The organism is Azospirillum thiophilum (assembly GCF_001305595.1).
GTDB lineage: Bacteria > Pseudomonadota > Alphaproteobacteria > Azospirillales > Azospirillaceae > Azospirillum > Azospirillum thiophilum.
In genome coordinates this window covers 167,369-191,439 of record NZ_CP012405.1, presented here as the reverse complement: position 1 = coordinate 191,439, position 24,071 = coordinate 167,369, and the positions used below count along the sequence as shown (strand labels likewise).

Sequence of the window (24,071 nt, the reverse complement as noted above, 5' to 3'; positions counted from 1 at the left end):
TCTTGTCCTCTCATGACGGAAGCCGGCGGGTGGAACGGAAAGGGTCACTCGGCCGCGGCGCCGGCAACCGCGGCAGCCGCCGGAGCGGCCACCGGAGCGGCATTGGGAGTGGCCGCCTGCACCGCCTCCACCGGCGGCAGGGCCGGCAGGTCGGCGTCGATGCCGACTTCGCGCCCGATGGCCGCCACCCGGTTGCGCGCCCGCTCGAAGGCTTCCGCGAAGCTCGCCGCCTTGACCCGCGGCAGCGACCACAGCGGTTGCAGTTGCAACGCCGCCTTCATCGCCAGCCCGCCATGGTGGGCGAACCAGCTCTGCAGCATGTCGCGGTTCGCCTCGCCATGGACCGGGTCGCGCAGCAGCAGGGCGAACAGCTCCACCCCATTGGCGAGGTTGCGTTCATAGTCGGCTTCCGCCGCCGAGATGACCGACGGGGTGGAGAAGTCGTTCTGGGCGGCCGCCACCTGCATGACGAAGCCGCTGCGGAACAGTTCGCCGACCAGCGGTTCGAAGACGAGGTTGACGGCGAAATACTGCTCCAGGAAATCGGTCGCGGCGCGGATATGCTCGACCGCCTCGCGGCAGGGCTGCCAGATCGGGTCGTCCAGCCAATGCGCCTTGCCGGCATCCAGGTCGAACCCTCCGATGTCGCTGCCGACCTCGGCCAGATAAAGCGTGAGATCCTGGGCGAAGCGCAGCTTGTAGGAGGCGTTGGTCAGGATGGCGTTGTTGACCATCTGGGTGTAGCCGTAGCGCTGGGCTCGCATCAGCGCCGTGCCCAGCCCGTATTCGGCATGCTTGAAGGCGCCGACATGGTTCTGGAGCAGGGTGACCCAGGCCTTGTCGAAGCGCTGGGGAGCGCCGGCGCGGCGTGCGTTCTCCACCACGTTCTGGATCATGCCGACGATGGTCGACTGGCGCTGGTAATGGGTGCGTTCCCATTCCTGGTCGGGAGCGCGGAAGCCGTGCCAGTCCGCGCATTTCAGCGCGGTCCAGTCCTTGGAATAGGTCGGCGTGCCGTCACCGAAGGAGATGATCCAGTTCTGAAGCAGGTAGCGCTCCGGATCGGGCTGGACGTCGACGGTCACGTCCTCGTAATGGGTCGCCTTGCGGCCCTTCGGCTCGAAGTAATTGTAGCGGCGGCTGTCGGACCCGGGAAATGTCTTGGCTCCGGCGGCGGCGGACGCAGATGCGGTATCCTGCATGGTCATCGTCGTTCCTCCCTTGATTTTGCAGCCCGGCTCAGCGGGTGGCGGGGGTGAATTTGTCGAAATAGATCCGTGCGGAATCGACGCCGGCCATCTGCAGGACCGGCAGGACCGCATCGATCATCGGCGGCGGCCCGCAGGAGAAGACATCGGCCTCCTCCACGTCCGGCATGGCGGACAGGTGCCGGCGCAGCACCTCGTGGACGAAGCCGGCCTCCCCGGCCCAGCCATCGCCGTCCTCGGCGTGCGACAAGGCAGGGATGAAGGCGAAATCGGGCAGGCTGCGGGCGAACTCCTCGAAGAGATCGAGATGGAACAGATCCCGGCGGCTGCGGGCGCCGTAGAAGAAGCGCACCGGCCGCGTCTCCCCGCTGGCGGCCTGATCGCGCAGGATCGACAGCAGCGGCGCCATACCCGATCCGCCGCCGACCAGGATCATCGGCCCGTCCCGGCCCTCGCGCCGGAAGCAGCTGCCATAGGGACCGCGGACCGCCACCCGGTCGCCGAGGGACAGACTGCCGTCCAACTGCCGCGAGAAGGCGCCGTCCGGATATTTCTTGATGATGAACTCCAGCCGTCCGCCATCCTCCGGCGGGTTGCCCATCGAGAAGGACCGGGTGATGCCGGCGCCGGGCAAGGTGATGTCGACATACTGGCCGGCCCAGAACTTCATCGGCTGGTCGAGCTCCAGCGTGATCGCCACGATGTCGTGGGTCAGCGCTTCCACCCCGGCCAACCGGGCAGTGAAATCCTTCACCGGGATGGAGCGGGACAGCAGATCCTCGTCGTAGTTCAGCAGTTCCACCGACACGTCGCTGTAGGCAAGCGAGCGGCACAGCAGGATGTGGTTGCTGTCGCGCTCCGGATCGGAGAGCGCGAAGGTGGAGTATTTCAGCATCTCGACGTCGCCGTCGATCAGCAGGCATTTGCAGGCGGAGCATTGCCCCTCCTTGCAGCCATGCATCAGCGAGACGCCTTGGCGGAAGGCCGCGTCGAGGATGGTTTCCCCTTCCGCGACCTCCATTTCGATGCCGACCGGCTCCAGCCGGACGGTGTGCACGGCCGGACTGTTCTGCAGCGCTTGTGCGGTCATGGTCTGTCGATCTCCGCGGTGATGTCCGCATGGGATCCCCGTCCCCCTTTCCGGTGGGAAAGGGGGTGGCCCCAGAGGTGATGCTGGGAATCAGACCCGGCGGATTTTGAAGCCCTTGCGGTACTCGTCCACATGGGCCTTGCGCTGGTCCGGAGTCATCTCGCGCAACGCCAGCAACGGGCTGCGGATCGTGTGGCCGCGCACATGGTCCAACGTCCACATGTCCTTCTCCTCGAAGGACAGATGCGGCTGGGCGACCAGCGTCTTCCCGTCGGGGCGGACGAAGCCCATGTCCTGGATGGCGTCGGCGAGATCCCAGCCGTCATAGACCTCCTCCCACTGGCGCCGGCCGGAGAAGCGGCCCATCGCCGGGGTCGGGCGCCCCTGGTATTCGGCCGCGAAGGCTTCCTTGTGGGTCCAGCGGTCGACCTCGGAGGCGTAGGTGTAGAGTTCGCCGTCGACCTCGTCGACCTGGAAATCCTCGCGGATGACGCAGGGAACCAGACTCGACCAGCAGCGATGCGGATAGACGTAGCCGGTGTCGGCGAAGGTGATGGGAACGCTGCCGGGCTTGCTGAGCTTGGCGTAATTCTCCCACCAGACGCCGAACTCGTCGTACCAGCCCGGATATTTGCTCTCGAACCATTCGAAGTCGCGTTCGGTCATCGCCTCGATGCGCCAGAAATTGGCCCACCAGCCGGCCGAGAAGAATTGCGCGATCTTGTGGACGTAGTTCTTCTTGACGATGCTGTCGAAGGCTTCGTGAACGTCGTCATGGTGGATCTTGATGCCGTACTTCTCCAGCGGCAGCAGGTAGGTGCGGTAGTAATCCTCGAAGATCCAGCGGTGCCACAGCTCGGCGTAGGATTCCTTGTTCTTGTCGCGATGCTTGGTGCCGTATTCGATGATCGTGCCGATGGCGGCATCGACGATCATGTGGTTCTGCCAGAAGGAGTAACGGATGTCGCGTTCCAGCAGCAGATGGTTGTCCGGCTCCTTCAGCACCGACATCAGCATCGAATGGCCGTTGCCGATGTGGCGGGATTCGTCGCTCTGCACCGACAGGAAAACGGTCGGCAGGGCATAGTCGCCGTTGCGTGCCGCCTCCGACGGCATGGCGACGAACAGCGTGTTGGTGAAGGCGGTCTCGGCCACGACCTGCAGGTAGATGTTCGATGCGGTGATGGCGTCACCGGTCAGGAAGGCCTCGCCGAACTGCCGGCCGATGGTGGTGGCGTAGCATTTGCCGAACGCCTTCTCGGTGATGTCGAACCCGGCCGGGTCGATATAGTTCTCCATGTACCATTTCTTGAGGTTCATCTGGATGGTCGAGTGCCGGAACTCGTCGATCATCTGCATGGTGAAGCCGGTGCGCAGGTCGTCGCCGGGCGCCAGCTGTCCCAGCGTCGCCATCGACCGCGCGGCCGAGATCTCCGGGAAGGGGATGATCGCCAGGAACAGCTTCATCCACTCGATCCAGCGCGGCTCGACATTGCGGAACATGTCGCCGCGCAGAGCCGCGTCCAGCGCACCGTAGACGCGGTTGTCCTTCTCCTCCTGCATCGGGAAGTAGGAGCGGAGGACCTGCTTCATCGGGTCGCGCGGCGCCTTGGAGATCTTGTAGTCGGTCGGAAAGGCCATCGCCTCCTTGACGTAGGACGGCGTCCAGCCGAGATCGGCGACGCGCCGTGCCGCCTCTGCGATGCCGATGCCTTTCTGGCTGGTGATCTTGTTCAGCGTCAATCCATCCGGCATGTCGTCTCTCCCCATGATTTTGATGAAGTTGATCCGGTGACCGGGCCTGAAGGACCGTGTGGGCTGCGCATGCCGGGTGATAGGGACGCCGGCATCCTGCAGACGGGATCGGCGGAACTGGTTCCGGCGGGCAGCACCGCTTCGAAGAGCCGCCGACTTCAGGCCGCTTGCGTCCGCCGAACCGGGGCGGCCGCATCGTCCATCCTATGAAGCAACGCCTGTGCCAACTCGCCAAGCGGTGCCAGGCACTCGGATTTCACAAATTGCTTGTTTCACTTACTGTCTCGATATGGGACGATTTGTCGCAGGATGTTGTCTCGAAACGAGACAGTCGAGACGGCCGGCGCCGGTGCGGTGCGGAGAAACGGGCCCTCCACCAACACCGCAGCCCCGGCCCGAATGATGGCATGACGCTTGCTCTTTCCTTTCGACGGCGCCGTCCCGGCCGGTCTGCGGATGAGATGCGGAGGCGCCGACACAGGCTTCGGAAGGAATTTGAAAAGATGAGGCATGCGAGACTGTCGCCGCGTCGCCTGGTGATGCTGCTGCTCCTTTTGTCGATGCCGTTCTCGCCCTTCACCCGGAAATCCGCGGCTGCGGAAGGCGAAACGCTGTTCCGGCAGCAATGCGGCACCTGCCATTCGGTGAAGAAGGACGATGGGCCGCGCGCCGGCCCGCCACTCTATGGGCTCATCGGCCGCAAGGCCGGAACGGCGGACGGCTTCGAGTATTCGGACGCGCTGCGCGGGGCCGGCTTCGCCTGGGATGCCGGCCATCTGGAGCGCTGGCTGGCCAACTCCAACGCGTTCGTTCCCGGCAGCTACATGAACTACCGCCAGGACGACGACAGCGTCCGCCGGAGCATCGTCAATTTCCTGGAAAGCAGCGCCACCCGCTGACGCCGCCCCATCAACGCAATCGCAGGAATCACCATGGCCAAGATCATCCACATGATGGTGCGCGTCCTCGACGAACAGCAGTCGCTGGACTTCTACGCGAAGGCTTTCGGGCTGGAGCCGGCCGACCGGCTGGCCTTCGACGGCTTCACCTTGATCTACCTGCGCAACGCCGAGAATGACGTCGAACTCGAACTGACCGTCAACCATGACCGCGCCGCCCCCTACACGCACGGCGACGGCTACGGACACATGGCGGTGGCGGTGGACGATCTCGACCACGAACACGCCCGGCTCTCGGCCCTGGGCTTTCCGGTGACGCCGGTGAAGGAGTTCGCGCCCGGCGGCGCGCTGCTCGCCCGCTTCTTCTTCGTCACGGATCCGGACGGCTACAAGACCGAGGTCCTGCAGCGCCACGGCCGCTACCGCTGACCACAGAACGCAGAATCCCGAACGCTTACACGGCATCAAGAACCACAAACCATGGGAAGGAGACGTCGATCATGCGCGTTCTCGACAAACGGACACGGATCAACAGGCGAAATTTCCTGAAAAGCTCCGCGGCGTCGGTGGCTGCGGCGGGTGCGGTTTCGGGCGGCATGGTTTCGATGGCGGCGCCCCCGGCCTGGGCCGAGGCGCTGAGCGTCATCAAGCCCGACGCGGCCAAGACCCTGCTCGTCATGGTGCGCGACCTCTATCCGCACGACCGTCTCGGCGACGCCTATTACGAGAAGGCGCTGGCCTCCATGGACCAGGAGGCGGCCAAGGACGCAACCCTGGCAGGTCAGCTGAACCAAGGCGCCGCCGAACTCGACGCCGCCGCCCGCAAGCTCCACAAAACTCCTTACACCGCGATTCCGGCCGAGGCGGACCGCGTCGCGGTGCTGAAATCCATCGAAGCAACCCCGTTCTTCCGCAAGGTGCGCGGCGACATGGTGGTCGCCCTCTACAACCAGCCGGAGGTATGGGCGAAGCTCGGCTACGAAGGGGCGTCGGCCGAGTATGGCGGCTACATCCACCGCGGCTTCGACGATCTCGATTGGATCAAGGACGCCTGAGCGGCCCGTCGATCTGCCTCAATGAACGCGCAATGAACGCCCTTAGGGGAGGACCGAGGAATGGCTGCAAAATTCGGACTGGACGACGACGGCGTCGTGGTGGTGATCGGGTCGGGTGCCGGCGGCGGCACGCTGGCGAACGAGTTGGCACAGAAGGGCATCAAGGTCGTCTGCCTGGAGGCCGGTGGACGCCATGAGATCCAGGACTTCGTGAATGACGAGTGGAAGAGCTTCTCGCAGATCTCATGGCTCGACAAGCGCACCACGTCGGGCGGCTGGCGGGTGGCGAAGGATTTCCCCAACCTGCCGGCATGGATCGTCAAGGCGGTGGGCGGCTCCACCGTCCATTGGGCCGGCGCCTCGCTCCGCTTCCAGGAGCACGAGTTCAAGGCACGCACCACCTACGGCGCGGTGGAGGGGGCCAACCTGCTCGACTGGCCGGTGACGCTGGCGGAGATGGAGCCCTATTACGCCAAGGCCGAATCCAAGATGGGCACGACCGGTACCAACGGCATCCCGCGCCTGCCCGGCAACAACAATTACAAGGTGCTGGCGGCCGGCGCAAAGAAGCTGGGCTATTCCGAGTTCCACACCGGCAACATGTCGATCAACAGCAAGCCGCGCGATGGCCGCGGCCCCTGCCAGCAGATCGGCTTCTGTTTCCAGGGCTGCAAGTCGGGTGCGAAATGGTCCACCCTCTACACCGAGATCCCCAAGGGCGAGGCGACCGGCAACCTGGAGGTCCGGCCGAACTCCCAGGTGCTGAAGATCGAGCATGACGCCAAGGGCCGGGTCAGCGCGGTGCTCTATGCCGACGGCACCGGTGCCATGCAGCGGCAGAAGGCCCGCATCGTCGCGGTCGCCGGCAATTCCATCGAAAGCCCGCGCCTGCTGCTGAACTCGGCATCCTCCATGTTCCCGGACGGACTGGCGAACTCGTCCGGCCAGGTCGGACGCAACTACATGCGGCACATGACCGGCTCGGTCTATGGGGTGTTTGACCGGCCGGTCCACATGTACCGCGGCACCACCATGGCCGGAATCATCAAGGACGAATCCCGTTTCGACCCGAAGCGCGGCTTCGTCGGCGGCTACGAGATGGAGACGCTGTCCCTCGGCGTGCCCTTCATGGCCGCCTTCCTCGATCCCGGCGCCTGGGGCCGCGATTTCAGCTCGGCGCTCGACGCCTACGACCATATCGCCGGCATGTGGCTGGTGGGGGAGGACATGCCGCGCGAAACCAACCGGATCACGCTGCACGCCACCGAAAAGGACAAGTTCGGCCTGCCCATCCCGAACGTGAATTTCGATGATCATCCCAACGACATCGCCATGCGCACGCACGCCTATGGCCGCGGGTCGGCCGTCTACGACGCGGTGGGTGCGGTCAGGACCATCCACACGCCGCCCTATCCTTCCACCCACAATCTCGGCACCAACCGCATGAGCGCCAATGCGCGGGACGGCGTCGTCAACAAATGGGGGCAGGCGCACGACATCAAGAACCTGTTCGTGTCCGACGGCAGCCAGTTCACCAGCGGAGCGTCCGAGAACCCGACCCTGACCATCGTCGCACTGGCGATCCGCCAGGCCGACCACATCGCCGAGCAGATGAGCCGGCGGGAAATCTGAGCGGGGCAAGACAGCGGAGAGGGGGACCGGGATGACCGGCCCCCTCTCCATGTCGGGTCATTTGGCGAGCGCAGGTTCCTTGCGCGGGGCCGGCTTCGTCACCCCCGGGTTCTGAGCCTGGGCCTGGACCTGGACCTGGGCCGACGGCTCGACATAGGCGCGCCCGTAATAGCTGTCGAGCAGCAGTTGCCTGATCTCGGCGACCAGCGGGTAGCGCGGGTTGGCGCCGGTGCACTGGTCGTCGAAGGCGGCCTCGGCGATCGCGTCGACCCTGGCGAGGAAGGCCGCCTCCGGCACGCCGGCCGCCTGGATCGATGCGGGAATCTCCAGCGCCCGCTTCATCTCCTCGACCCAGCCGATCAGCTTCTCGACCCGTTCATGGTCGCGGCTGCCCCCCAGTTCCAGATGGCGGGCGATCTCGGCGTAGCGCGCCACGCCCTTCGGCCGGTCATACTGGCTGAACGCCGTCTGCTTGGTCGGGATGTCCGCCGCGTTGTAGCGGATCACGTTGGCGATCAGCAGCGCGTTGGCGATGCCGTGCGGCAGGTGGAACTCAGCCCCCAGCTTGTGCGCCATCGAATGGCAGACCCCGAGGAAGGCGTTGGCAAAGGCGATGCCGGCCAGCGTCGCGGCGTTATGCACCAGTTCGCGCGCCTTGGGATCGCGGGCGCCGTTGCGGTAGGCGGACGGCAGATGCTCCTTCAGCAGCTTCAGCGCCTGCAGTGCCTGGCCGTCCGAATACTCGTTGGCGACCACCGAGACATAGGCCTCCAGCGCATGCGTCACCGCGTCGATGCCGCCGGCCGCCGTCAGCCCCTTGGGCATGTCCATCACCAGATTGGCGTCGACGATCGCCATCGTCGGCGTCAGCTCATAGTCGGCGATCGGGTATTTGGTGCCGGTGCGCTCGTCGGTGACCACCGCGAAGGGCGTCACCTCCGATCCCGTGCCCGACGTGGTAGGCACCGCCACCAGCTGCGCCTTCACCCCCAACTTGGGGAATGTGTAGATGCGCTTGCGGATGTCCATGAAGCGCAGCGCCAGATCCTCGAACGCCACCTCCGGCGCCTCGTACATCACCCAGATGATCTTGGCTGCATCCATCGGCGAGCCGCCGCCGAGCGCCAGGATGACGTCCGGTTGGAAGGCGTTCGCCAAGGCCACGCCCTTGCGCACCACCGCCAGCGTCGGATCGGCGCTGACCTCGAAGAAGGTTTCCACCTCCAGCCCCAGCGATTTCAACATGCGCACGCTGTCGTTGACATAGCCGTTCTCGAACAGGAAGCGGTCGGTGACGATCAGGCAGCGCTTCTTGCCGCGCAACTCCTCCAAGGCGAAGGGCAGGCAGCCGCGGCGGAAGTAGATCGACTTGGGAAGTTTATGCCACAGCATGTTTTCCGCCCGCTTGGCCACCGTCTTCTTGTTGATCAGATGCTGCGGCCCGACATTCTCGGATATCGAGTTACCGCCCCACGACCCGCAGCCCAGCGTCAGCGACGGTGCCAGCCGGAAATTGTAGAGGTCGCCGATGCCACCATGCGAGGACGGCGTGTTGATCAGGATGCGGGCGGTCTTCATCTTATCACCGAAATGGCGGATGCGCTCGCCCTGCTGGTCCTGGTCGGTGTAGAGCGCCGAGGTGTGGCCGATTCCGCCCAGCGCCACCAGCGCCGCCGCCTTGTCGCAGGCGTCCATGAAGTCCTTGGCACGGTAGAGAGCCAGGGTGGGCGACAGCTTTTCATGGGCGAAGGCTTCCGCCTCGTCGATATCGGTGACCTCGGCGATCAGCACCTTGGTCGATGCCGGAACGCCAAGACCGGCGAGCGCGGCGATGGCGTGGGCGGGCTGGCCGACGATGTCGGCGTTCAGGTGGCCGTCGACCAGCAACACCTTTCGCACCGCCTCTGCCTCGCCGGCCGAGAGGATGTAGCCGCCATGATGGGCGAAGCGGTCGCGGACCGCGTCATAGACGGCATCGACCACCACCGCCGACTGCTCGGACGCGCAGACCACGCCGTTGTCGAAGGTCTTGGACATCAGGATGGAGGCGACGGCGCGCTTGATGTCGGCATGCTCGTCGATCACCGCCGGGGTGTTGCCGGCGCCGACGCCGATTGCCGGCTTGCCCGACGAGTAGGCGGCCTTGACCATGCCCGGTCCGCCGGTGGCCAGGATCAGGTTGATGTCGGGATGGTGCATCACCGCGTTGGACAACTCCAGCGACGGCGTGTCGATCCAGCCGATGATGTCGTCGGGCGCACCGGCCTCGACCGCGGCAGCCAGCACCAGTCGGGCCGCCTCGCAGGTCGATTTGCGGGCGCGGGGATGGGGGGAGATGACGAGGCCGTTGCGGGTCTTCAGCGCGATCAGCGCCTTGAAGATGGCGGTGGAGGTCGGGTTGGTGGTGGGAACGATGCCGCAGATCAGCCCGACCGGCTCGGCGATGGTCATGATGCCGGCGTCGCGGTCCTCGGACAGAACCCCGCAGGTCTTCTCGTCCTTGTACTTGTTGTAGATGTACTCGGCGGCGAAGTGGTTCTTGATGACCTTGTCTTCCATCACGCCCATGCCGGTCTCCTCCACCGCCATCTTGGCGAGCGGGATGCGGGCGTTCGCGGCGGCCAGCGCGGCGCTGCGGAAGATCAGATCGACCTTCTCCTGCGAAAATTCGGCGAAGAGCCGCTGCGCCGCCTTCACGCGACCGATCAGGGCGTTCAGGTCGGCAAGGGTATTGACAGTCGTAACCATGATCGGGCGTCTCCCGTCGGGTGTCGCCATATGGCCGGCGCCTTGGCCCGGAACCCGATGCAACGCGCCAGCGGCGCGCCATTGCGGCTCCTGCGGTATGTAGGAAACCTACCTACTTCCCGGTCGGACGACAAGGCTGGTCATACCACTTGACCTTACATTTGATTTGGATCAGACGGCGCACCAAGGGTTTCGGATTTCTCACAGGGAAGAGCACCGCCATCCAGACATGCCAGATTCCAAGCCTGAACAACTGATATGTAGTTTTCCTACATGCGGCGTGGTTCCTTATCTGGTTGGAACGTAACCACATTTTTTCCAAGGGGCGCCGGCGCCGAACCGCGGAATCTGGCAGCCAGCGGTCACACGGCCTATGGACCGGAGAAAGGCTGCCAAAGTAGGGTGCCTCCAACCATGAATCGATTGCAGCCGAGACCATGTCTTCCGATACCCCGACCGACGAGCAGCATCGCGCCATCCAGGCGATCGACGCCTGGTATATGGACGACCAGGCCCCGCAGGTGTTCTGGCTTGCCGGCGAGGCCGGAACGGGGAAGAGCAAAACCACGGCCTTCGTGCTCGACCATCTGCAGGAACGCCGGCGGTTGAAGGACTACGCCATCGGCGCACCGACCGGGAAGGCCGCTCAGGTGCTGCGCCAGAAGGGCATCGAGGGTGCGGCGACGCTGCATTCGCTTCTCTACGCCCCGCGCAAGGACGGCGACACCGGCGACCTGTATTTCGCCCGGCGGAACGACGGGCCGCTGGCAGACGCCGATCTCATCGTCTGCGACGAAGGGTCGATGGTGGGTGACGATGTGGCGCGCGATCTTCTCCGGACCGACAAGAAGATCCTGGTGATCGCCGACGACTACCAGTTGCCGCCGGTATCCGGACAAGGCCTGTTCACCGCCGGGGAGCCCGATTTCCGCCTGACCGAGCCCCACCGCACCGCCCGGGAAAGCCCGGTCATCCGATTGGCCCATCTGCTGCGCCGGCAGCAGTTGCCTCGCCGGTTCGGCTCGGTCGGCAAGGTCCATGTCCTTCCCCTGGACCGTCATACACAGCCCCTGGTGATGCGACCCTCGACGCAGGCGATCTGCGGCACGCACCGTGTCCGCACCACCTATACGAAGAGGATGCGGGCTCTGCTCGGTCATGACTCCGTCATGCCCCAGGCCGGCGAACGCGTCATCTGCCGGCGCAACCAGAAGGACGAGGGGCTCTTCAACGGGATGATCGGCTCGCTGACGAGGCCGGCGACCGAAGCCCGGGGCGGCGACGCCGGGCTGTGGTCGCTGGGCGTGCAGATGGAGGACGAAGTCCGGCCGCGCAGCAAGCTGATCGTGCATCCCTGGATGTTCCAGGCCCACTACACCGAGGGGACGGCCCAACCGCGGGTGGGGAAGGATATCCAGCTCTATGACTGGGCGTGGCTGATCACATGCCATGCCTCCCAGGGGTCGGAGTTCCCATCCGTCACCGTCGTCGACGATTCGGCGGCATTCCGGGAACACAGATGGCGCTGGCTCTACACCGCCGTCACCCGGTCGCGCGACGAGCTGGTGCTTCTCCTGCGCAACGCCGATCTCGGCGGACCGTGGCAACTGCCCGTCTTCGACGATTGTCTCCGGCCCGGAAGCGGCGCAACCGACTGAACGGGCCCCGCACGGGCGTTCAGGCGAACCGCTTGGCGCCGGCGACGCAGAGGACGACAACCCCCGCCGCCGCGATCATCGACCAGGCGACCGGCTCATGCAGCAGCAGGGCGGCCAGCGCCAAGCCGAAGAAGGGCTGGAGCAATTGCAGCTGCCCGACGCCGGCGATGCCACCGAGCGCGAGCCCGCGATACCAGAAGACGAAGCCGAGCAGCATGCTGAAGATCGACACATAGGCGAGACCGAGCCAGGCCGGACCGCCGATCCCGGCCCAGCTGTCCGGCCTGGTCAACAGCGCCACGGCGGCCATGGCCGGCAGAGCCAGCAGCAGGGCCCACGAGATCACCTGCCAGCCGCCGAGCCGGCGCGAAAGCGTCGCCCCCTCCGCATATCCCAGCCCGCACAGCAGGATCGCCGCCACCATCAGCAGGTCGCCGGTGATCGATCCTCCGTCGCCGGTGAGGAGGGCGAAGCCCGCGATCGTCGCGGCGCCCAGGCCCGAGAACAGCCAGAATACCGGCTTGGGCCGTTCGCCGCCGCGCAGCACGCCGAAGAGGGCGGTCGACAGCGGCAGCAGGCCGATGAAGACGAGGGAGTGGGCCGACGTGACATGCCGGAGTGCGAGCGCCGTCAGCAGCGGAAAGCCGACCACGACGCCGACGGCGACCACCATGAGCGAGCGAAGGTCTGCGCGCGCCGGCTTCACCTGCCGAAGCGCGACAAGGAAGACCGCCCCGAGAAGCGCCGCGATCAGGGCACGGGCCGAGGTCAGGAACAGCGGTGGAAAGTCGCCGACGGCGACCCGAGTCGCCGGCAGCGAGCCGCTGAAGATGATGACGCCCAACAGGCCGCTCCCCAGGCCCTTGCCGAAGCCGTTGTCCAATCCACCCACTGTCCTGTCCATGTGCCCGATCCGCGATCCTCGTTTCCAGGAGGTCGAGTCTAGGCACTGATGGCTGGCGGGGACAGAGACAGTGCAATACAATTCGACAAAACTGTATGCCTACGATGAAGGATACAATTTCCGGTGAACCAATGACGGGCGAGCGGGACACCCGCACCGGTGCGGTGATGGCGGCCATCCGGAAGAAGGTGTCGAACCGCGCCCTGGCGTCCGGCGACCGGCTGCCGTCGATCCGCAGCTTCGCCACGACCATGGGCGTGTCGCCGTCCACGGTGGTCGAGGCCTATGACCGCCTCGCGGCCGAGGGGCTGATCCGTGCCCGGCGCGGCTCCGGCTTCTATGTCGTCGGCACCGCCTCGTCCCCGATGACGCTGGCACAGGCGGGGCCGCGGCAGGACCGGGCCGTCGACCCTTTCTGGGTGTCGCGGCAATCGCTCGACGCCGATCCCGCCGTCCTGAAGCCCGGCTGCGGCTGGCTCCCCGCGGACTGGATGCCGACCGAGCCGCTGCGCCGCGCCGTCCGGACACTGGCGCGGGGGGAGGATGCGACGTTCACCGATTACGGCGGGACGCGCGGTTCGCCGGCCCTGCGCCGGCTCCTGCTCGGACGGTTCGCCGAGGAAGGCATCGACGCATCGCCCGAACAGCTGCTGCTGACCGGTTCGGGAACGCAGGCGACCGATCTGGTCTGCCGCTTCCTGCTGAGCCCGGGCGACACCGTGCTGATCGATGATCCCTGCTACTTCAATTTCCAGGCGCTGCTCCGGGCGCATCGGGTCCGGATCGTCGGCGTGCCCTACACGCCTTCCGGCCCCGACATCGCGGCTTACGAGACGGCGCTGGCCACCGAGCGGCCGCGCCTCTACATCACCAATTCGGCGCTCCACAACCCGACCGGCGCCAGCCTCTCACCGCAGACCGCCCACAGGCTTTTGCGTGCGGCCGCGGCTCATGACCTGACGATCGTCGAGGACGACATCTTCGCCGATTTCGAGCCGGCTCCCTCGCCGCGTCTGGCCGTGCTCGACGGCCTCGACCGCGTCATCCGGATCGGCAGCTTCTCGAAGACCCTGTCCGCCTCGATCCGCTGCGGCTACATCGCCGCGCGGGCGGATTGGATCGAAGGGCTGCTCGATCTCCAGGTGGCGACCAGCTTCGGCGGACCGAGCCCGGTCGCGGCGGAACTGATCGCCAGCGTTCTGGCGGAGGGCGGCTACCGCAAGCACATGGATGAGTTGCGCCGGCGCCTGGACCGGGCGAGACGCGAAACGGCCGCCCGACTGGAGCCCCTCGGCATCCGGCCATGGCTGATGCCGCGCGGCGGCTTCTACCTCTGGTGCCGGCTGCCCGACGGCCTCGATTCCGCCGCGATTGCCCGCAAGGCCGTCGAGCAGGACGTCGTCCTGGCACCCGGCAACGTGTTCAGCGTTTCGCAGACCGCCGCGGCCTTCCTGCGCTTCAACGTCGCGCAATCGAACGATCCGCGGGTTCTTGCGGTTCTCCGGCAGGCGATGGCCTCCCTTCCTGCAGAGTGAGCTCGTTTTCACAATGATAGGCGCTGACGACCGCACCGGGAAAGCCGATCTCGAACCGGTCCGGATCGATGCCGTGCCGGGCCAGCGCGGCCCGAAGCCGTTCGGGCGGCTCCTCCCTCGCCTCGTCGGTCAGGTCGAAGGTGCCCCAATGGATGCCGACGGCCTTCCGCGTGTCGAGATCGAGCATGATCTGCAGGGCCTCGTCCGGATCGCAATGCTGCGCGGCCATGAACCAGCGCGGCATATAGGCACCGATGGGGACGAGCGCGAGGTCGCAGGGCCCCAGCCGATCCCGGATGGCCTTGAAGACGCTTCCACTGCCATAGCCGGTGTCGCCGGTGAAGCACAGGACGCCGCTGCGCGTACGCAGGACGAACCCGCCCCACAGCGCCATCCGCCGGTCGCGGAGCGTCCGCGACGACCAATGGACGGCGGGCACGATATGGACCTCCGCGCCCTGCCCGAGCTCGAAGCTGTCCCACCAGTCACCCGCCACCGTCCTCGCCCCGCGCAGATGCCGCCGGACGATCGTGTCGTTGCCGAGCGGCGTCACGATCAGCGGCGCATCGCGGTGATGGAGGCGCCGCAGGGTATCCAGGTCGAGATGGTCGTAGTGGTTGTGCGACAGAAGGACCGCATCGATCCTCGGCAGATGGTCGAACTCGATGCCCGGCGCGGTCACCCGCTTCGGACCGACGTGCCGGAACGGGCTTGCGCGCGTCGACCAGACCGGATCGGTCAGGATGTTGAGCCCCGCCGCCTGGATCAGAACCGTCGCATGCCCGATCACCGTGACGCGAAGCCCTTCGACATTGGGCTCCGGCACCACCGGGACGACCGCGACCTTGGTGGGCCACTTCACCGATTGGCGGGCGAGCTTCCACCGAAGGACCTGGGCAAGCGTGCGGTCGGTCTCCGGTTCGCCGGGGTTGAAGAAACGCACGCCATCGAAATTATGGGACCGTGGACCCTGCCAATAAGGATTGCGCATTCCTGTCGAACCTTCCGTTTGGTGCAGAGCCAGATGGGGGTGACTCAAGGCGACATCAACGGCGGCCGCATGAATAGCGAAGGTCAGGCGCCACCCTTGAAATAGGCTCGCGGCGACGAACCGAGCACCCGCTTGAACATCGCCGTGAAGGCCGCCGGATTGTCATAACCGAGGTCGATGGCGACCGACGTGACGGTCTCACCGGCCACCAGCCGCGGCAGGGCGGCGGCAAGGCAAGCCTGCTGGCGCCATTCGAGGAAGCTGAGCCCGGTTTCGCACCGGAACAGCCGGGTAAAGGCGCGCCGGCTGACGCCCAGCCCCTCGCACCATTGCTCGATCGTCTCATGCACCGCCGGCTCGCGCAGGAAGCGCCGGCACCGGTCGGCCAACGCCGGGTTGGTCGGGAAGGGAACGGACAGCGGCTGGGCCGGCAGATGCCGCATCTCGTACCGGAGCAGCGCCATCACCGCACCGCCATGGCTGTCCGGATCGTAGTCCACCGGAACCTCCATCGCCCGGCAGAACAGGCTGCGGACGAAGGGGGACAGGCCGACCACCTGGCAGCGATCCGGCATCCCGTCCGTAAATGCCGGTTCCAGATAGAGGCTGTGCGTCGTCACCGTCCCGATCATCCGCACCTCATGCATGACACCGGGCGGGATCCACAGGCCGAAATCGGGCGGCACCACCCACCGCCCTTGCGGCGTCGACATGATCAGCACGCCGCAGGCACTGGAAATCAGCTGCCCCCGCCGGTGGCGGTGGAGCGGCAGGGTGCCGCCGTCCGGATAATCGTGCCGGGTGGCGATCAGCGGCCGCGGCACGGAGTCGAGCTCGTCGATGCGGAGATTCAGGACCATGGCCCATTCTCGTAAGAAACTGGCCTGACCGCGGTGGCGGGCCGTCATCGACGACCGTAGGCTTACGGTCCATTCGATGCAACTCCGCCGGGCCAAGTGCCCGCGACGGATACAAAAGGGCAAGTCCCGTGACTGAGACCACCCTGAGCCGGCCGGGCACCGGAACGACCGCTTTTTCCATCCTGGGCGCGATCAGCGCCTGCCATCTGCTCAACGACATGATCCAGTCGCTGCTGCCGGCGATCTATCCGATCCTGAAGGAGGGGTTCGGCCTCAGCTTCGCGCAGCTCGGCCTGCTCACCTTCACCTATCAGGTGACGGCATCGCTGCTGCAGCCGCTCGTCGGTCTTTTCACCGACCGCAAGCCGATGCCCTATTCGCTGGTCTTCGGCATGGGCTCCACCCTGCTCGGGCTTCTGACCCTGGCCTGGGCGCCCGGCTTCCCGGCCCTGCTCGCCGGCGGAATGCTGCTGGGGTTCGGTTCGTCCATCTTCCATCCGGAAGCGTCGCGCATCGCGCGGCAGGCGTCGGGCGGCGCCCATGGGCTGGCCCAGTCCCTGTTCCAGGTCGGCGGCAACCTCGGTTCCGCGCTCGGCCCGCTGCTGGCCGCCTTCATCATCCTGCCCCATGGCCAGGGCAGCCTCAGCTGGTTCGCCATCACCGCGCTCGCCGGCATGGTCGTGCTGGCCCGGCTGGGCAGCTGGCAGCGGCTGAACGCCAAGCCCCGCATGGGGAGCGGACACGCGACCGCAAGGCAGGACGGGCTGCCGGCCGGACAGGTCACCCGGGCCGTCGGCATCCTGATCGCCCTGATCGTCTCCAAATACGTCTATCTGGCCAGCATCACCAGCTACTACACCTTCTACCTGATGGAGCGTTTCGCTCTGTCCACCGGGGATGCCCAGCTCTGCCTGTTCGTCTTCCTGGCGGCGGTGGCAGCGGGAACGGTGATCGGCGGCCCGGTCGGCGACCGGATCGGCCGCAAGACGGTCATCTGGGTTTCGATCCTCGGCATTTTGCCCTTCACGCTGGCCCTGCCCTATGTCGGCCTGACGGCGACAGTCATTCTCAGCGCCGTGATCGGGCTGGCGCTGGCCTCCGCCTTCCCGGCCATCGTGGTCTATGCGCAGGAACTGCTTCCCGGCCGGGTCGGCATGGTGTCGGGATTGTTCTTCGGGCTGGCGTTCGGCGTGGCCGGGATCGGCGCGGCAGGGCTCGGCATTCTGGCAGACTGGCGGGGTATCGGCTTCGTCTATGCGGCCTGCTCGTTCCTGCCGCTTCTCGGGCTGCTGACCGTCTTCCTGCCCGACGTGGAGCGCCGCAAGTCGCGGGCGGCGTGACGCAGGCGGACGCCGACGCGAAGAAGCCGGCCCCGGTTCGCACCGGGGCCGGCTTCCTTGCGTCGGTCGGCTCCTACAGGAAGCCGATCGAGATCCAGGGAATGGCGGCGACCAGCGCCAGGCCGACCAGCAATGCGGCCAGATAGCCCAGGATCGGGCGCATGCCCTCGTCCGGGTTGACCCGGCCGATGGCCGAGGCGACATAGAAGCCTACACCGAAGGGCGGGGCGAACAGGCCCATGCCCATGGCCAGGATCACCACCATCGCATATTGCACCTCATGCACCCCCATCTCGCGGGCGATGGGGAACAGCAGCGGACCGAACAGCACGATGGCCGGGATGCCTTCCAGCACGCTGCCCAGGATGATGAAGGCGACGATGGACACCGCGATGAAGGTGAAGGCACCGCCCGGCAGGCCGGCCATGAACTGCGCCAGATCGGTCGAGAAGCCCGACCGGGTCAAACACCAGGCCATCGCCGTCGCGGTGCCGATGATGAACAGGATCGCCCCCGACAGCGCCGCCGTCTCCACCAGCATGGGAACCACCCGGCGCCAGTCGAAGCGGCGATAGACCAGCAACCCGACGGCTACGGAATAGACGATGCCGATGGTCGAGACCTCGGTTGCCGTGGCGACGCCCTCGATCACCGCGGTGCGGATGACGAACGGCAAGGCGAGCGCCGGAATCGCCACCACCAGGCTGTGGCCCAGCTCGCGGCCGGTCGGCCGTCGCACCCCGGACAGGTTCTCGTTGCGGTAACGGTAACGCACGACGATGCACAGCATCACAGCCAGCAGCAGGCCGGGCAGCAGCCCGCCGGTGAACAGGGCGGCGATCGACACGCCGGTGACCGAGCCGATGGTGATCAGCACGATGCTGGGCGGGATGGTCTCCGTCTGCGCGCCGGTCGCCGCCAGCAACGCCACCAGATCGCCCGGCTTGGCGCCACGCGCCTTCATTTCCGGAAACAGCACCGGCGCCACCGCCGCCATGTCCGCCGCCTTCGAACCGGAGATGCCCGACACCAGATACATGGCGCCGACCAGGACATAGGACAGGCCGCCGCGCACATGGCCCAGCAGGTTGGCCAACACCGCCACCATGGCGCGGGCCATGCCGGTCATCTCGATCAACAAGCCTAGGAAGACGAACAGCGGCACCGACAGCAGGATCAGGTGCGACATCCCCTCATCCATCCGCCCGATCACCACCAGCAGCGGCACCCGGGTGGTCAATGCCAGATAGCCGAAGCTCGACAGGCCGAAGGCGAAGGCGATCGGCACGCCGGCGAAGACGGCGCCGGCCACCACGAGCACGAAGAAGACCAGCAGGTTGAGCTTGCCGAGATCGGCCAGGACCGGCTGCAGAAGGAGGAACAGCGCGACGACCGCGCCCACCGCCGCCAGGGCCGCCGCAACCAGCTTGAGGTCGCCAACCCGAGCCAGCCGGACCAGCGCGGTCGCGACCATCAGCCCGAGACCGGTCGGCAGGGCCGCCGCCCGCCACATGTTGGAGATCTCCAACGCCGGCGTGGTGATCTCCAGCTCCTCCCAGGCGAATTCACCGGCCGGCATGATGACCAGCAGCAGGAAACACAGCGCCGCCGCCACCGCGAAGACGTCAAGGAACGCCTGCATGCGCGGCGAGGCCCAGCTGACGAAGGCGGTCATCCGCATATGCTCGCCGCGGCGGAAGGCGACGACCGCCCCCATCATCGCCAGCCACAGGAACAGGATCGACGCCAGCTCGTCCGACCAGGTGATCGGGGTGTGCAGCACATAGCGGGCGACGATCCCGGAGAAGAGAATCACCACCTCCGCCGCCACCAGCAGCGCCACAGGCAGTTCCGACACCCATCCCAGAAGCCGGTCGACATGCGCCAGCCAGGAGCCGGCGCCGTCGGTCGGGCCGGCGGTGGATTTATGATCCACCGCCGCCGTCATGTCAGGGCCCCGACCGAGCTTTCCAGCGCGCTCCAGGCCTCTTCACCGTATTTGGCCTTCCATTCGCCGTAGAAGCCCGACTTGCGCAGGATTTCCCGGAAGGGGGCCGGGTCGACCTTGTTGAAGGTCAGCCCCTTCTGCGACAGCGACTCCTGCAATGCGGCGTTGAGGCCGGCGATGTCCTGGCGCTGCTGCAGCGCGCCGTCATTCAGGTTGCGGCTGACGATCTGGCGGAGATCGTCGGGCAGCCCGCGCCAGGAGCGGCCGTTGGTGACAATCCAGGAGCCGTCCCACACATGGTTGGTGATGGAGCAGAATTTCTGCACCTCGTAGAACTTGGCGGTGTCGGCCACCACCAGCGGATTCTCCTGCCCGTCCACCACGCCGGTCTGCAGCGCGGCATAGACCTCGCCCAGGTTGATGCTGGTCGGCGAGGCGCCCAGCCCCTTGAAGAGCGAGACATAGACCGGGCTGACCGGGACGCGGATCTTGAAGGCGGCGAGATCGGCCGGCCCGGTGATCGGCTTGGTGCTGGTGGTGATCTGGCGGAAGCCGTTGTCCCAGATGCGGTCGAAGGCGAAGAGGCCGACCTTGTCGAAGCCCTTGCGCACCACGGAGCCGACCGGGCCGTCCATCGCCTTCCAGACCGCGTCGTAGTCCTTGAAGGCGAAGCCCATGCCGTTGATCGACGCCACCGGAACCAGGGTGGACAGGATCAGCCCGCCGGTGCTGAAGAATTCGATGGCGCCGGAGCGGACCTGCGCCAGCAGGTCGCTGTCGCCGCCGAGCTGGCTGTTGGGGAAGACGGCGATGTCGACCTTTCCGCCGGTCTCCTTGCGGATGCGCTCCGCCGCCTCGACGGCACGGACATGCAGCGGATGGGTGGCCGGGAAGCCGTGGCCGAACTTCCAGGCGAACTCCGCGGCATGCGCCTTGGAGATGAAGGGTGCGGCCAGCGCACCCGCCGCGGTGACGGCCAGAAACTGTCTACGCTTGATCAACATCCTGGTTTCCTCCCCTTTTGTCTTCTCTGTTCCGGTTCGGCGTCCTCACCGGACCTGCTGCACATCCGGGCGACGGCCTTCCAGCGCCGCGGCGAGAATGCCGCGCACGGCCTCCTCGGTCACCGGGCCGGGGTTGTAGCCGTTGTCGGTCTCGACGGTGATCCGGGCCGCCTCCTCGATCCGGTCGGCGGAGAAGCCGACTTCGGTCAGGCGCGTCGGCAGGCCGACCGTCTCCATCACGTCGAAGATGGCGGCACCGACATCCGCCACGCCGATGGCGGCGGCCAGCCGGTCCATCGCCCCGCGGGCGAAAGGCGCATTGTAGGCGGCGACATGGGGCAGCACCAGCGCATGGGACAGGCCGTGCGAAACCCCGTAGGTGCCGCCCAGCACATGGGCGACGCCATGCTGGAGGGCGAAGCCGCCGGCCAGCGCCGCGCCGGCGAGATGGGCGCCGTAGAGCAGGTCGGCGCGCGCCTCCGCATCGTCCGGACGGGCCGCCACCCGCGGCAGCGCGTCCATGATCGCCCGCGCGCCCTCCATCGCCGCCGGCACGATCACCGGGCTGATGGTCGGGGTGTAGATGGCGTCGACGCAATGGGCGAGCGCGTTCATGGCACTGGCCATGCTGACATCGACCGGCAGCCCGAGCGTCAGGGCCGGATCATAGACGACGGTGCCGGCCAGCATGCGCAGGCTCTGGTGCATCCGCTTCACGCCGTCGATGGTGATGCCGCAGAAGCCGGTCATCTCCGATCCGGAATAGGTGGTGGGCACCGCGATGATCGGCAGCCCGAGTTCCAGCGCGATGGCCTTGCCCAGCCCGATGGAGGCGCCGCCGCCGACGCTGACCAGGCAGTCGGCGCCCATCTCCCGCGCCTTCGCCCGCCCGCGGATGGCAAGCTCGATCGGCACCTGGGAAATGGCTTCCGGCAGAATGCCGATGCAGCGGCCGCCGAGACGGTCGGCGACGCGCCCGCCCATGGCGCTGCGGCCGGGGGTGGAGACGACGAGCGCGCGCCCGGCGCCCAGCCGTTCCACCTCCGCGTCGATCCGGTCGACGGCGCCGGCCCCGAAGACCACCCGCGACGGCAGCGCATTGAACACGTCGCCGGGAGTGCTGAATTCTCTCATGATGGAAATCCGTCCGATGGATCGCTTGAAGGCGGCGCTTACCAGTCGACGATGGTACCGTCGTCCAGGATGGCCGAGGTCGTGTGCATCACCTCCGGCTTGAACGGGTGCTTTGCCGCCTCCGTCTCGTTCACCTCGATGCCGAAGCCGGGGGCGTCGGGCACCTCCCAATGGCTGCCGGTGCGGCGGATCGGGGTCTGCACCACGTCGTCGTACCAGGGCACCGCGCCGCTCATCTCCTCCTGGATGACGAAGTTCGGCGTCGAGACGTCGAAATGCAGGGCGGCGACGCCGGCCAGCGGGCCGTTGGGATTGTGCGGGGCGATGCCGATCAGCTCGGCTTCGGCCAGCGCCGCGATCCGCTTGCCTTCCAGCAGGCCGCCGGTGTGGTTCAGGTCGGGCTGGGCGATGTGGACCGCCTTTTGCGCGAAGACCGGCTGGAACTCCTTCAGCCCGACCAGCCGCTCGCCGGACGCGATGGGACAATCGGCCTGCTCGGCGATCCGGCGCAGCGCCTCGGTGTCGCCGGGCTGGACCGGCTCCTCGCAGAACATCGGCCGGTAGGGCTCCAGTTCGCGGATATATCCCATGGCGGCGGCGATGGAACCGGGACGTCCGTGGAAGTCGATCATGATGTCGACCCCGTCGCCCACGGTGTCGCGCAGAGCCTGCATCATCTTGCCGACATGGCGCTGGGCCGGGATCGGGGCGCTGTGGGCGCCATAGGGGATGAACACCACCTTGAGCGCGTCGTAGCCCTTCTCCGTCACCGCGGCGGCGCGCTCCTTCAGCGAACCGATGTCGAAGGTCTCATAGACCGACTTCATCTCGCCGAGGCCGAGATGGGTGTAGACGCGCACGCGGTCGCGCACCTTGCCGCCCAGCAGACGCCACACCGGCAGGCCGACGCTCTTGCCGAAGATGTCCCAGAGTGCGTGTTCGATGCCGCTGATCGCCGTCGCGCCGACCATGCCCAGCTTGTAGTAGCTGAACTTGTTCATCGCGCGGACGCATTGCTCGATGTCGCGCGGATCGCGGCCCAGCACGGTCGGCTCCAGATCCTCGACCGCGCCGGTGACCGCCCGCGTCTTCCAGTTCAGACTGGCCTCGCCCCAGCCATAGAGGCCGGGCTGGTCGGTCAGGACCTTCACGAAGATCCAGTTGCGCATCTCGGCATTGACCACGACGGTCTTCACGCCGGTGATCTTGATCGGCACGCCCGCGCTGCGGCGGGCGAGGTCCTCGTTGTCTCGGATCATGGAACGCTCGTGTCTTGGATGGCGGGGCGGGATGCCGGGACGGGCTCCCGCACCAGATTCAGCAGCGGTTCGCCGGCGGCCAGCCGGTCGATGTTCCGGGCGATGAAGGCGTAGCGGCGCTCGGGCAGCCGGGTCGTCCAGGCCGACGAATGGGGCGTGCAGACCGCGTTGGGCAGTTCCTCGAAACGGAAGCGCGACGGCGCGACCCGGTCGTCGGCCCCGGCCGGATAGCCGTACCAGACGTCGAGCACCGCGCCGCCGATCGTCCGGCGCGACAGCGCGTCGTACAGCGCCGCCTCGTCGACGATGGGCGCGCGCGACACGTTCACCAGCACGCCGGTCGGCTTCATGGCTGCGAATTCGGCGGCGCCGATCAGGTTGCGGGTCCGGTCGGTCAACGGGCAGGCGATCACCAGGAAGTCCGCCCCGGCGAGCATCTCGGGCAACCGGTCCGGCGGCAGGATGGCGTCGGCCAGACCATCGGTATCCTCGGCAAACTGGTCGACGGCGACGATGCGCATGCCGAAGGCGCGCGCCCGCCGGGCGATGGTCCGCCCGATGCGGCCGAAACCGACCAGACCGAGGGTAAGGCCGCAAATCTCGCCATGGGGCACCCGCGACCGGTAGACGTCGGGCCATGTATCGGTGGTGAAGGAAGCGCGCAGCGCTTCGGGACGGATTTCCCAGTTCAGCATCGCCGCCATGACGAATTCGGCGATGGGGATTTCATGCTCGAAGACGTTACAGATGCCGGTTCCGGCCGGCACGGATGCCATGTCGATGCCGTCCAGCCCGGCCCCCGGCACATGCATAAGGCGAAAATCCGGGGCCGGGCCATCGCGACGGGAGAAGCGCAAGGACACGACCACGTCATCCGCCGAGATCGCGGAATCGAACTCGGACGATTGGGCGGCTTCGCGGGGAAGAGGAACGATGTCGCAGGACGTTGTCAGGAAAGCGGCGAGCTTGTCCTTGTGATTGGCAGCTTCCCCAATCATGAAGACTTTCATTGGCAGGGTCCTCCGTTGCACGAACGATAGGGCCAACCAAT

19 protein-coding genes are annotated in these 24,071 nt (G+C 66.7%); 7 read left to right on the top strand and 12 right to left on the bottom strand.

The genetic code is table 11. The annotated features are described in order from the left end of the window. Positions 1-44: 44 nt before the first annotated feature. The 3 genes from AL072_RS26910 to AL072_RS26900 all read right to left on the bottom strand — a co-directional run bounded on the left by AL072_RS26910 (position 45) and on the right by AL072_RS26900 (position 4,053). A complete protein-coding gene (locus AL072_RS26910) occupies positions 45-1,208 on the bottom strand; it encodes an aromatic/alkene monooxygenase hydroxylase subunit beta (RefSeq protein WP_045585853.1) in 1,164 nt (387 codons plus the stop codon). A 31-nt stretch (positions 1,209-1,239) separates the two neighbouring features. Beyond that, positions 1,240-2,298: an NADH:ubiquinone reductase (Na(+)-transporting) subunit F gene (locus AL072_RS26905; RefSeq protein ID WP_045585852.1), complete on the bottom strand. Its 1,059-nt coding sequence runs from the start codon at positions 2,296-2,298 to the stop codon at positions 1,240-1,242. A 90-nt stretch (positions 2,299-2,388) separates the two neighbouring features. Further along, positions 2,389-4,053 (bottom strand): aromatic/alkene/methane monooxygenase hydroxylase/oxygenase subunit alpha, encoded by a 1,665-nt coding sequence (locus AL072_RS26900; protein ID WP_045585851.1) that lies wholly within the window; start codon positions 4,051-4,053, stop codon positions 2,389-2,391. A gap of 503 nt (positions 4,054-4,556) precedes the next feature. Between AL072_RS26900 and AL072_RS26895 the strand changes: the two genes are divergently transcribed. The 4 genes from AL072_RS26895 to AL072_RS26880 all read left to right on the top strand — a co-directional run bounded on the left by AL072_RS26895 (position 4,557) and on the right by AL072_RS26880 (position 7,639). After that, positions 4,557-4,952, top strand: coding sequence for a c-type cytochrome (locus tag AL072_RS26895; RefSeq protein ID WP_052710459.1), 396 nt, complete (start codon positions 4,557-4,559; stop codon positions 4,950-4,952). Between the two features lie 33 nt (positions 4,953-4,985). Beyond that, entirely contained in the window at positions 4,986-5,381 is a 396-nt protein-coding gene (locus AL072_RS26890) for a VOC family protein (protein WP_045585850.1), read from the top strand. A 71-nt stretch (positions 5,382-5,452) separates the two neighbouring features. Continuing rightward, on the top strand, positions 5,453-6,007 hold the full coding sequence (locus AL072_RS26885; RefSeq protein ID WP_045585849.1) for a twin-arginine translocation signal domain-containing protein: 555 nt from the start codon (positions 5,453-5,455) through the stop codon (positions 6,005-6,007). Positions 6,008-6,067: 60 nt separating this feature from the next. Further along, positions 6,068-7,639 carry a GMC family oxidoreductase gene (locus AL072_RS26880; RefSeq protein ID WP_045585848.1) on the top strand — a complete coding sequence of 524 codons (1,572 nt, stop codon included), beginning with the start codon at positions 6,068-6,070 and terminating at the stop codon, positions 7,637-7,639. A gap of 57 nt (positions 7,640-7,696) precedes the next feature. Here the strand turns inward: AL072_RS26880 and adhE are convergent, their stop codons facing one another. Continuing rightward, positions 7,697-10,387, bottom strand: a complete 2,691-nt coding sequence (gene adhE / locus AL072_RS26875; protein WP_045585847.1) for a bifunctional acetaldehyde-CoA/alcohol dehydrogenase — start codon at positions 10,385-10,387, stop codon at positions 7,697-7,699. A 437-nt stretch (positions 10,388-10,824) separates the two neighbouring features. On the opposite strand from adhE, the gene AL072_RS26870 reads away from it, so the two are divergent. Beyond that, complete coding sequence (locus AL072_RS26870) at positions 10,825-12,045, top strand: ATP-dependent DNA helicase (protein ID WP_045585846.1); 1,221 nt, start codon at positions 10,825-10,827, stop codon at positions 12,043-12,045. A gap of 19 nt (positions 12,046-12,064) precedes the next feature. Here the strand turns inward: AL072_RS26870 and AL072_RS26865 are convergent, their stop codons facing one another. Next, positions 12,065-12,949, bottom strand: coding sequence for a DMT family transporter (locus AL072_RS26865; RefSeq protein WP_045585845.1), 885 nt, complete (start codon positions 12,947-12,949; stop codon positions 12,065-12,067). A 131-nt stretch (positions 12,950-13,080) separates the two neighbouring features. On the opposite strand from AL072_RS26865, the gene AL072_RS26860 reads away from it, so the two are divergent. Next, positions 13,081-14,484 (top strand): aminotransferase-like domain-containing protein, encoded by a 1,404-nt coding sequence (locus AL072_RS26860; RefSeq protein WP_045585844.1) that lies wholly within the window; start codon positions 13,081-13,083, stop codon positions 14,482-14,484. On the opposite strand, the gene AL072_RS26855 is transcribed toward AL072_RS26860, so the two are convergent. Together AL072_RS26855 and AL072_RS26850 are read right to left on the bottom strand one after the other, a co-directional pair. Next, on the bottom strand, positions 14,408-15,427 hold the full coding sequence (locus tag AL072_RS26855) for an MBL fold metallo-hydrolase (RefSeq protein WP_245637045.1): 1,020 nt from the start codon (positions 15,425-15,427) through the stop codon (positions 14,408-14,410). The genes AL072_RS26860 and AL072_RS26855 overlap by 77 nt on opposite strands. Positions 15,428-15,558: 131 nt before the next feature. Then, positions 15,559-16,335, bottom strand: coding sequence for an AraC family transcriptional regulator (locus AL072_RS26850; protein WP_045585843.1), 777 nt, complete (start codon positions 16,333-16,335; stop codon positions 15,559-15,561). Positions 16,336-16,463: 128 nt separating this feature from the next. On the opposite strand from AL072_RS26850, the gene AL072_RS26845 reads away from it, so the two are divergent. Beyond that, a complete protein-coding gene (locus AL072_RS26845; protein ID WP_045585842.1) occupies positions 16,464-17,675 on the top strand; it encodes an MFS transporter in 1,212 nt (403 codons plus the stop codon). Positions 17,676-17,748: 73 nt separating this feature from the next. On the opposite strand, the gene AL072_RS26840 is transcribed toward AL072_RS26845, so the two are convergent. The 5 genes from AL072_RS26840 to AL072_RS26820 are packed head-to-tail and all read right to left on the bottom strand — an operon-like array spanning position 17,749 to position 23,832. Next, the gene (locus tag AL072_RS26840) at positions 17,749-19,623 is read right to left on the bottom strand and encodes a TRAP transporter large permease (protein WP_045585841.1); all 1,875 of its coding nucleotides are present in this window, start codon (positions 19,621-19,623) and stop codon (positions 17,749-17,751) included. Then, positions 19,620-20,627 carry a TRAP transporter substrate-binding protein gene (locus AL072_RS26835; protein ID WP_045585840.1) on the bottom strand — a complete coding sequence of 336 codons (1,008 nt, stop codon included), beginning with the start codon at positions 20,625-20,627 and terminating at the stop codon, positions 19,620-19,622. The genes AL072_RS26840 and AL072_RS26835 overlap by 4 nt, the downstream gene beginning before the upstream one ends. Before the next feature lie 45 nt (positions 20,628-20,672). Further along, positions 20,673-21,761, bottom strand: coding sequence for a maleylacetate reductase (locus AL072_RS26830; RefSeq protein ID WP_045585839.1), 1,089 nt, complete (start codon positions 21,759-21,761; stop codon positions 20,673-20,675). 38 nt (positions 21,762-21,799) lie between these two features. Beyond that, positions 21,800-23,020, bottom strand: coding sequence for an enolase C-terminal domain-like protein (locus AL072_RS26825; protein WP_200909947.1), 1,221 nt, complete (start codon positions 23,018-23,020; stop codon positions 21,800-21,802). Continuing rightward, a complete protein-coding gene (locus AL072_RS26820; RefSeq protein ID WP_200909946.1) occupies positions 23,017-23,832 on the bottom strand; it encodes a 2-hydroxyacid dehydrogenase in 816 nt (271 codons plus the stop codon). The genes AL072_RS26825 and AL072_RS26820 overlap by 4 nt, the downstream gene beginning before the upstream one ends. Between the last annotated feature and the right edge of the window lie 239 nt (positions 23,833-24,071).

Bases quoted from the DNA above. Each gene is read 5' to 3' on its own strand.
- AL072_RS26900 (WP_045585851.1), bottom strand. From the start codon at position 4,053: ATGCCGGATGGATTGACGCTGAACAAGATCACCAGCCAGAAAGGCATC.
- AL072_RS26825 (WP_200909947.1), bottom strand. From the start codon at position 23,020: ATGATCCGAGACAACGAGGACCTCGCCCGCCGCAGCGCGGGCGTGCCG.
- AL072_RS26865 (WP_045585845.1), bottom strand. From the start codon at position 12,949: ATGGACAGGACAGTGGGTGGATTGGACAACGGCTTCGGCAAGGGCCTG.
- AL072_RS26840 (WP_045585841.1), bottom strand. From the start codon at position 19,623: ATGACGGCGGCGGTGGATCATAAATCCACCGCCGGCCCGACCGACGGC.
- adhE (WP_045585847.1), bottom strand. From the start codon at position 10,387: ATGGTTACGACTGTCAATACCCTTGCCGACCTGAACGCCCTGATCGGT.
- AL072_RS26850 (WP_045585843.1), bottom strand. From the start codon at position 16,335: ATGGTCCTGAATCTCCGCATCGACGAGCTCGACTCCGTGCCGCGGCCG.
- AL072_RS26885 (WP_045585849.1), top strand. From the start codon at position 5,453: ATGCGCGTTCTCGACAAACGGACACGGATCAACAGGCGAAATTTCCTG.
- AL072_RS26880 (WP_045585848.1), top strand. From the start codon at position 6,068: ATGGCTGCAAAATTCGGACTGGACGACGACGGCGTCGTGGTGGTGATC.
- AL072_RS26835 (WP_045585840.1), bottom strand. From the start codon at position 20,627: ATGTTGATCAAGCGTAGACAGTTTCTGGCCGTCACCGCGGCGGGTGCG.
- AL072_RS26910 (WP_045585853.1), bottom strand. From the start codon at position 1,208: ATGACCATGCAGGATACCGCATCTGCGTCCGCCGCCGCCGGAGCCAAG.
- AL072_RS26890 (WP_045585850.1), top strand. From the start codon at position 4,986: ATGGCCAAGATCATCCACATGATGGTGCGCGTCCTCGACGAACAGCAG.
- AL072_RS26895 (WP_052710459.1), top strand. From the start codon at position 4,557: ATGAGGCATGCGAGACTGTCGCCGCGTCGCCTGGTGATGCTGCTGCTC.
- AL072_RS26870 (WP_045585846.1), top strand. From the start codon at position 10,825: ATGTCTTCCGATACCCCGACCGACGAGCAGCATCGCGCCATCCAGGCG.
- AL072_RS26905 (WP_045585852.1), bottom strand. From the start codon at position 2,298: ATGACCGCACAAGCGCTGCAGAACAGTCCGGCCGTGCACACCGTCCGG.
- AL072_RS26820 (WP_200909946.1), bottom strand. From the start codon at position 23,832: ATGCATGTGCCGGGGGCCGGGCTGGACGGCATCGACATGGCATCCGTG.
- AL072_RS26830 (WP_045585839.1), bottom strand. From the start codon at position 21,761: ATGAGAGAATTCAGCACTCCCGGCGACGTGTTCAATGCGCTGCCGTCG.
- AL072_RS26860 (WP_045585844.1), top strand. From the start codon at position 13,081: ATGACGGGCGAGCGGGACACCCGCACCGGTGCGGTGATGGCGGCCATC.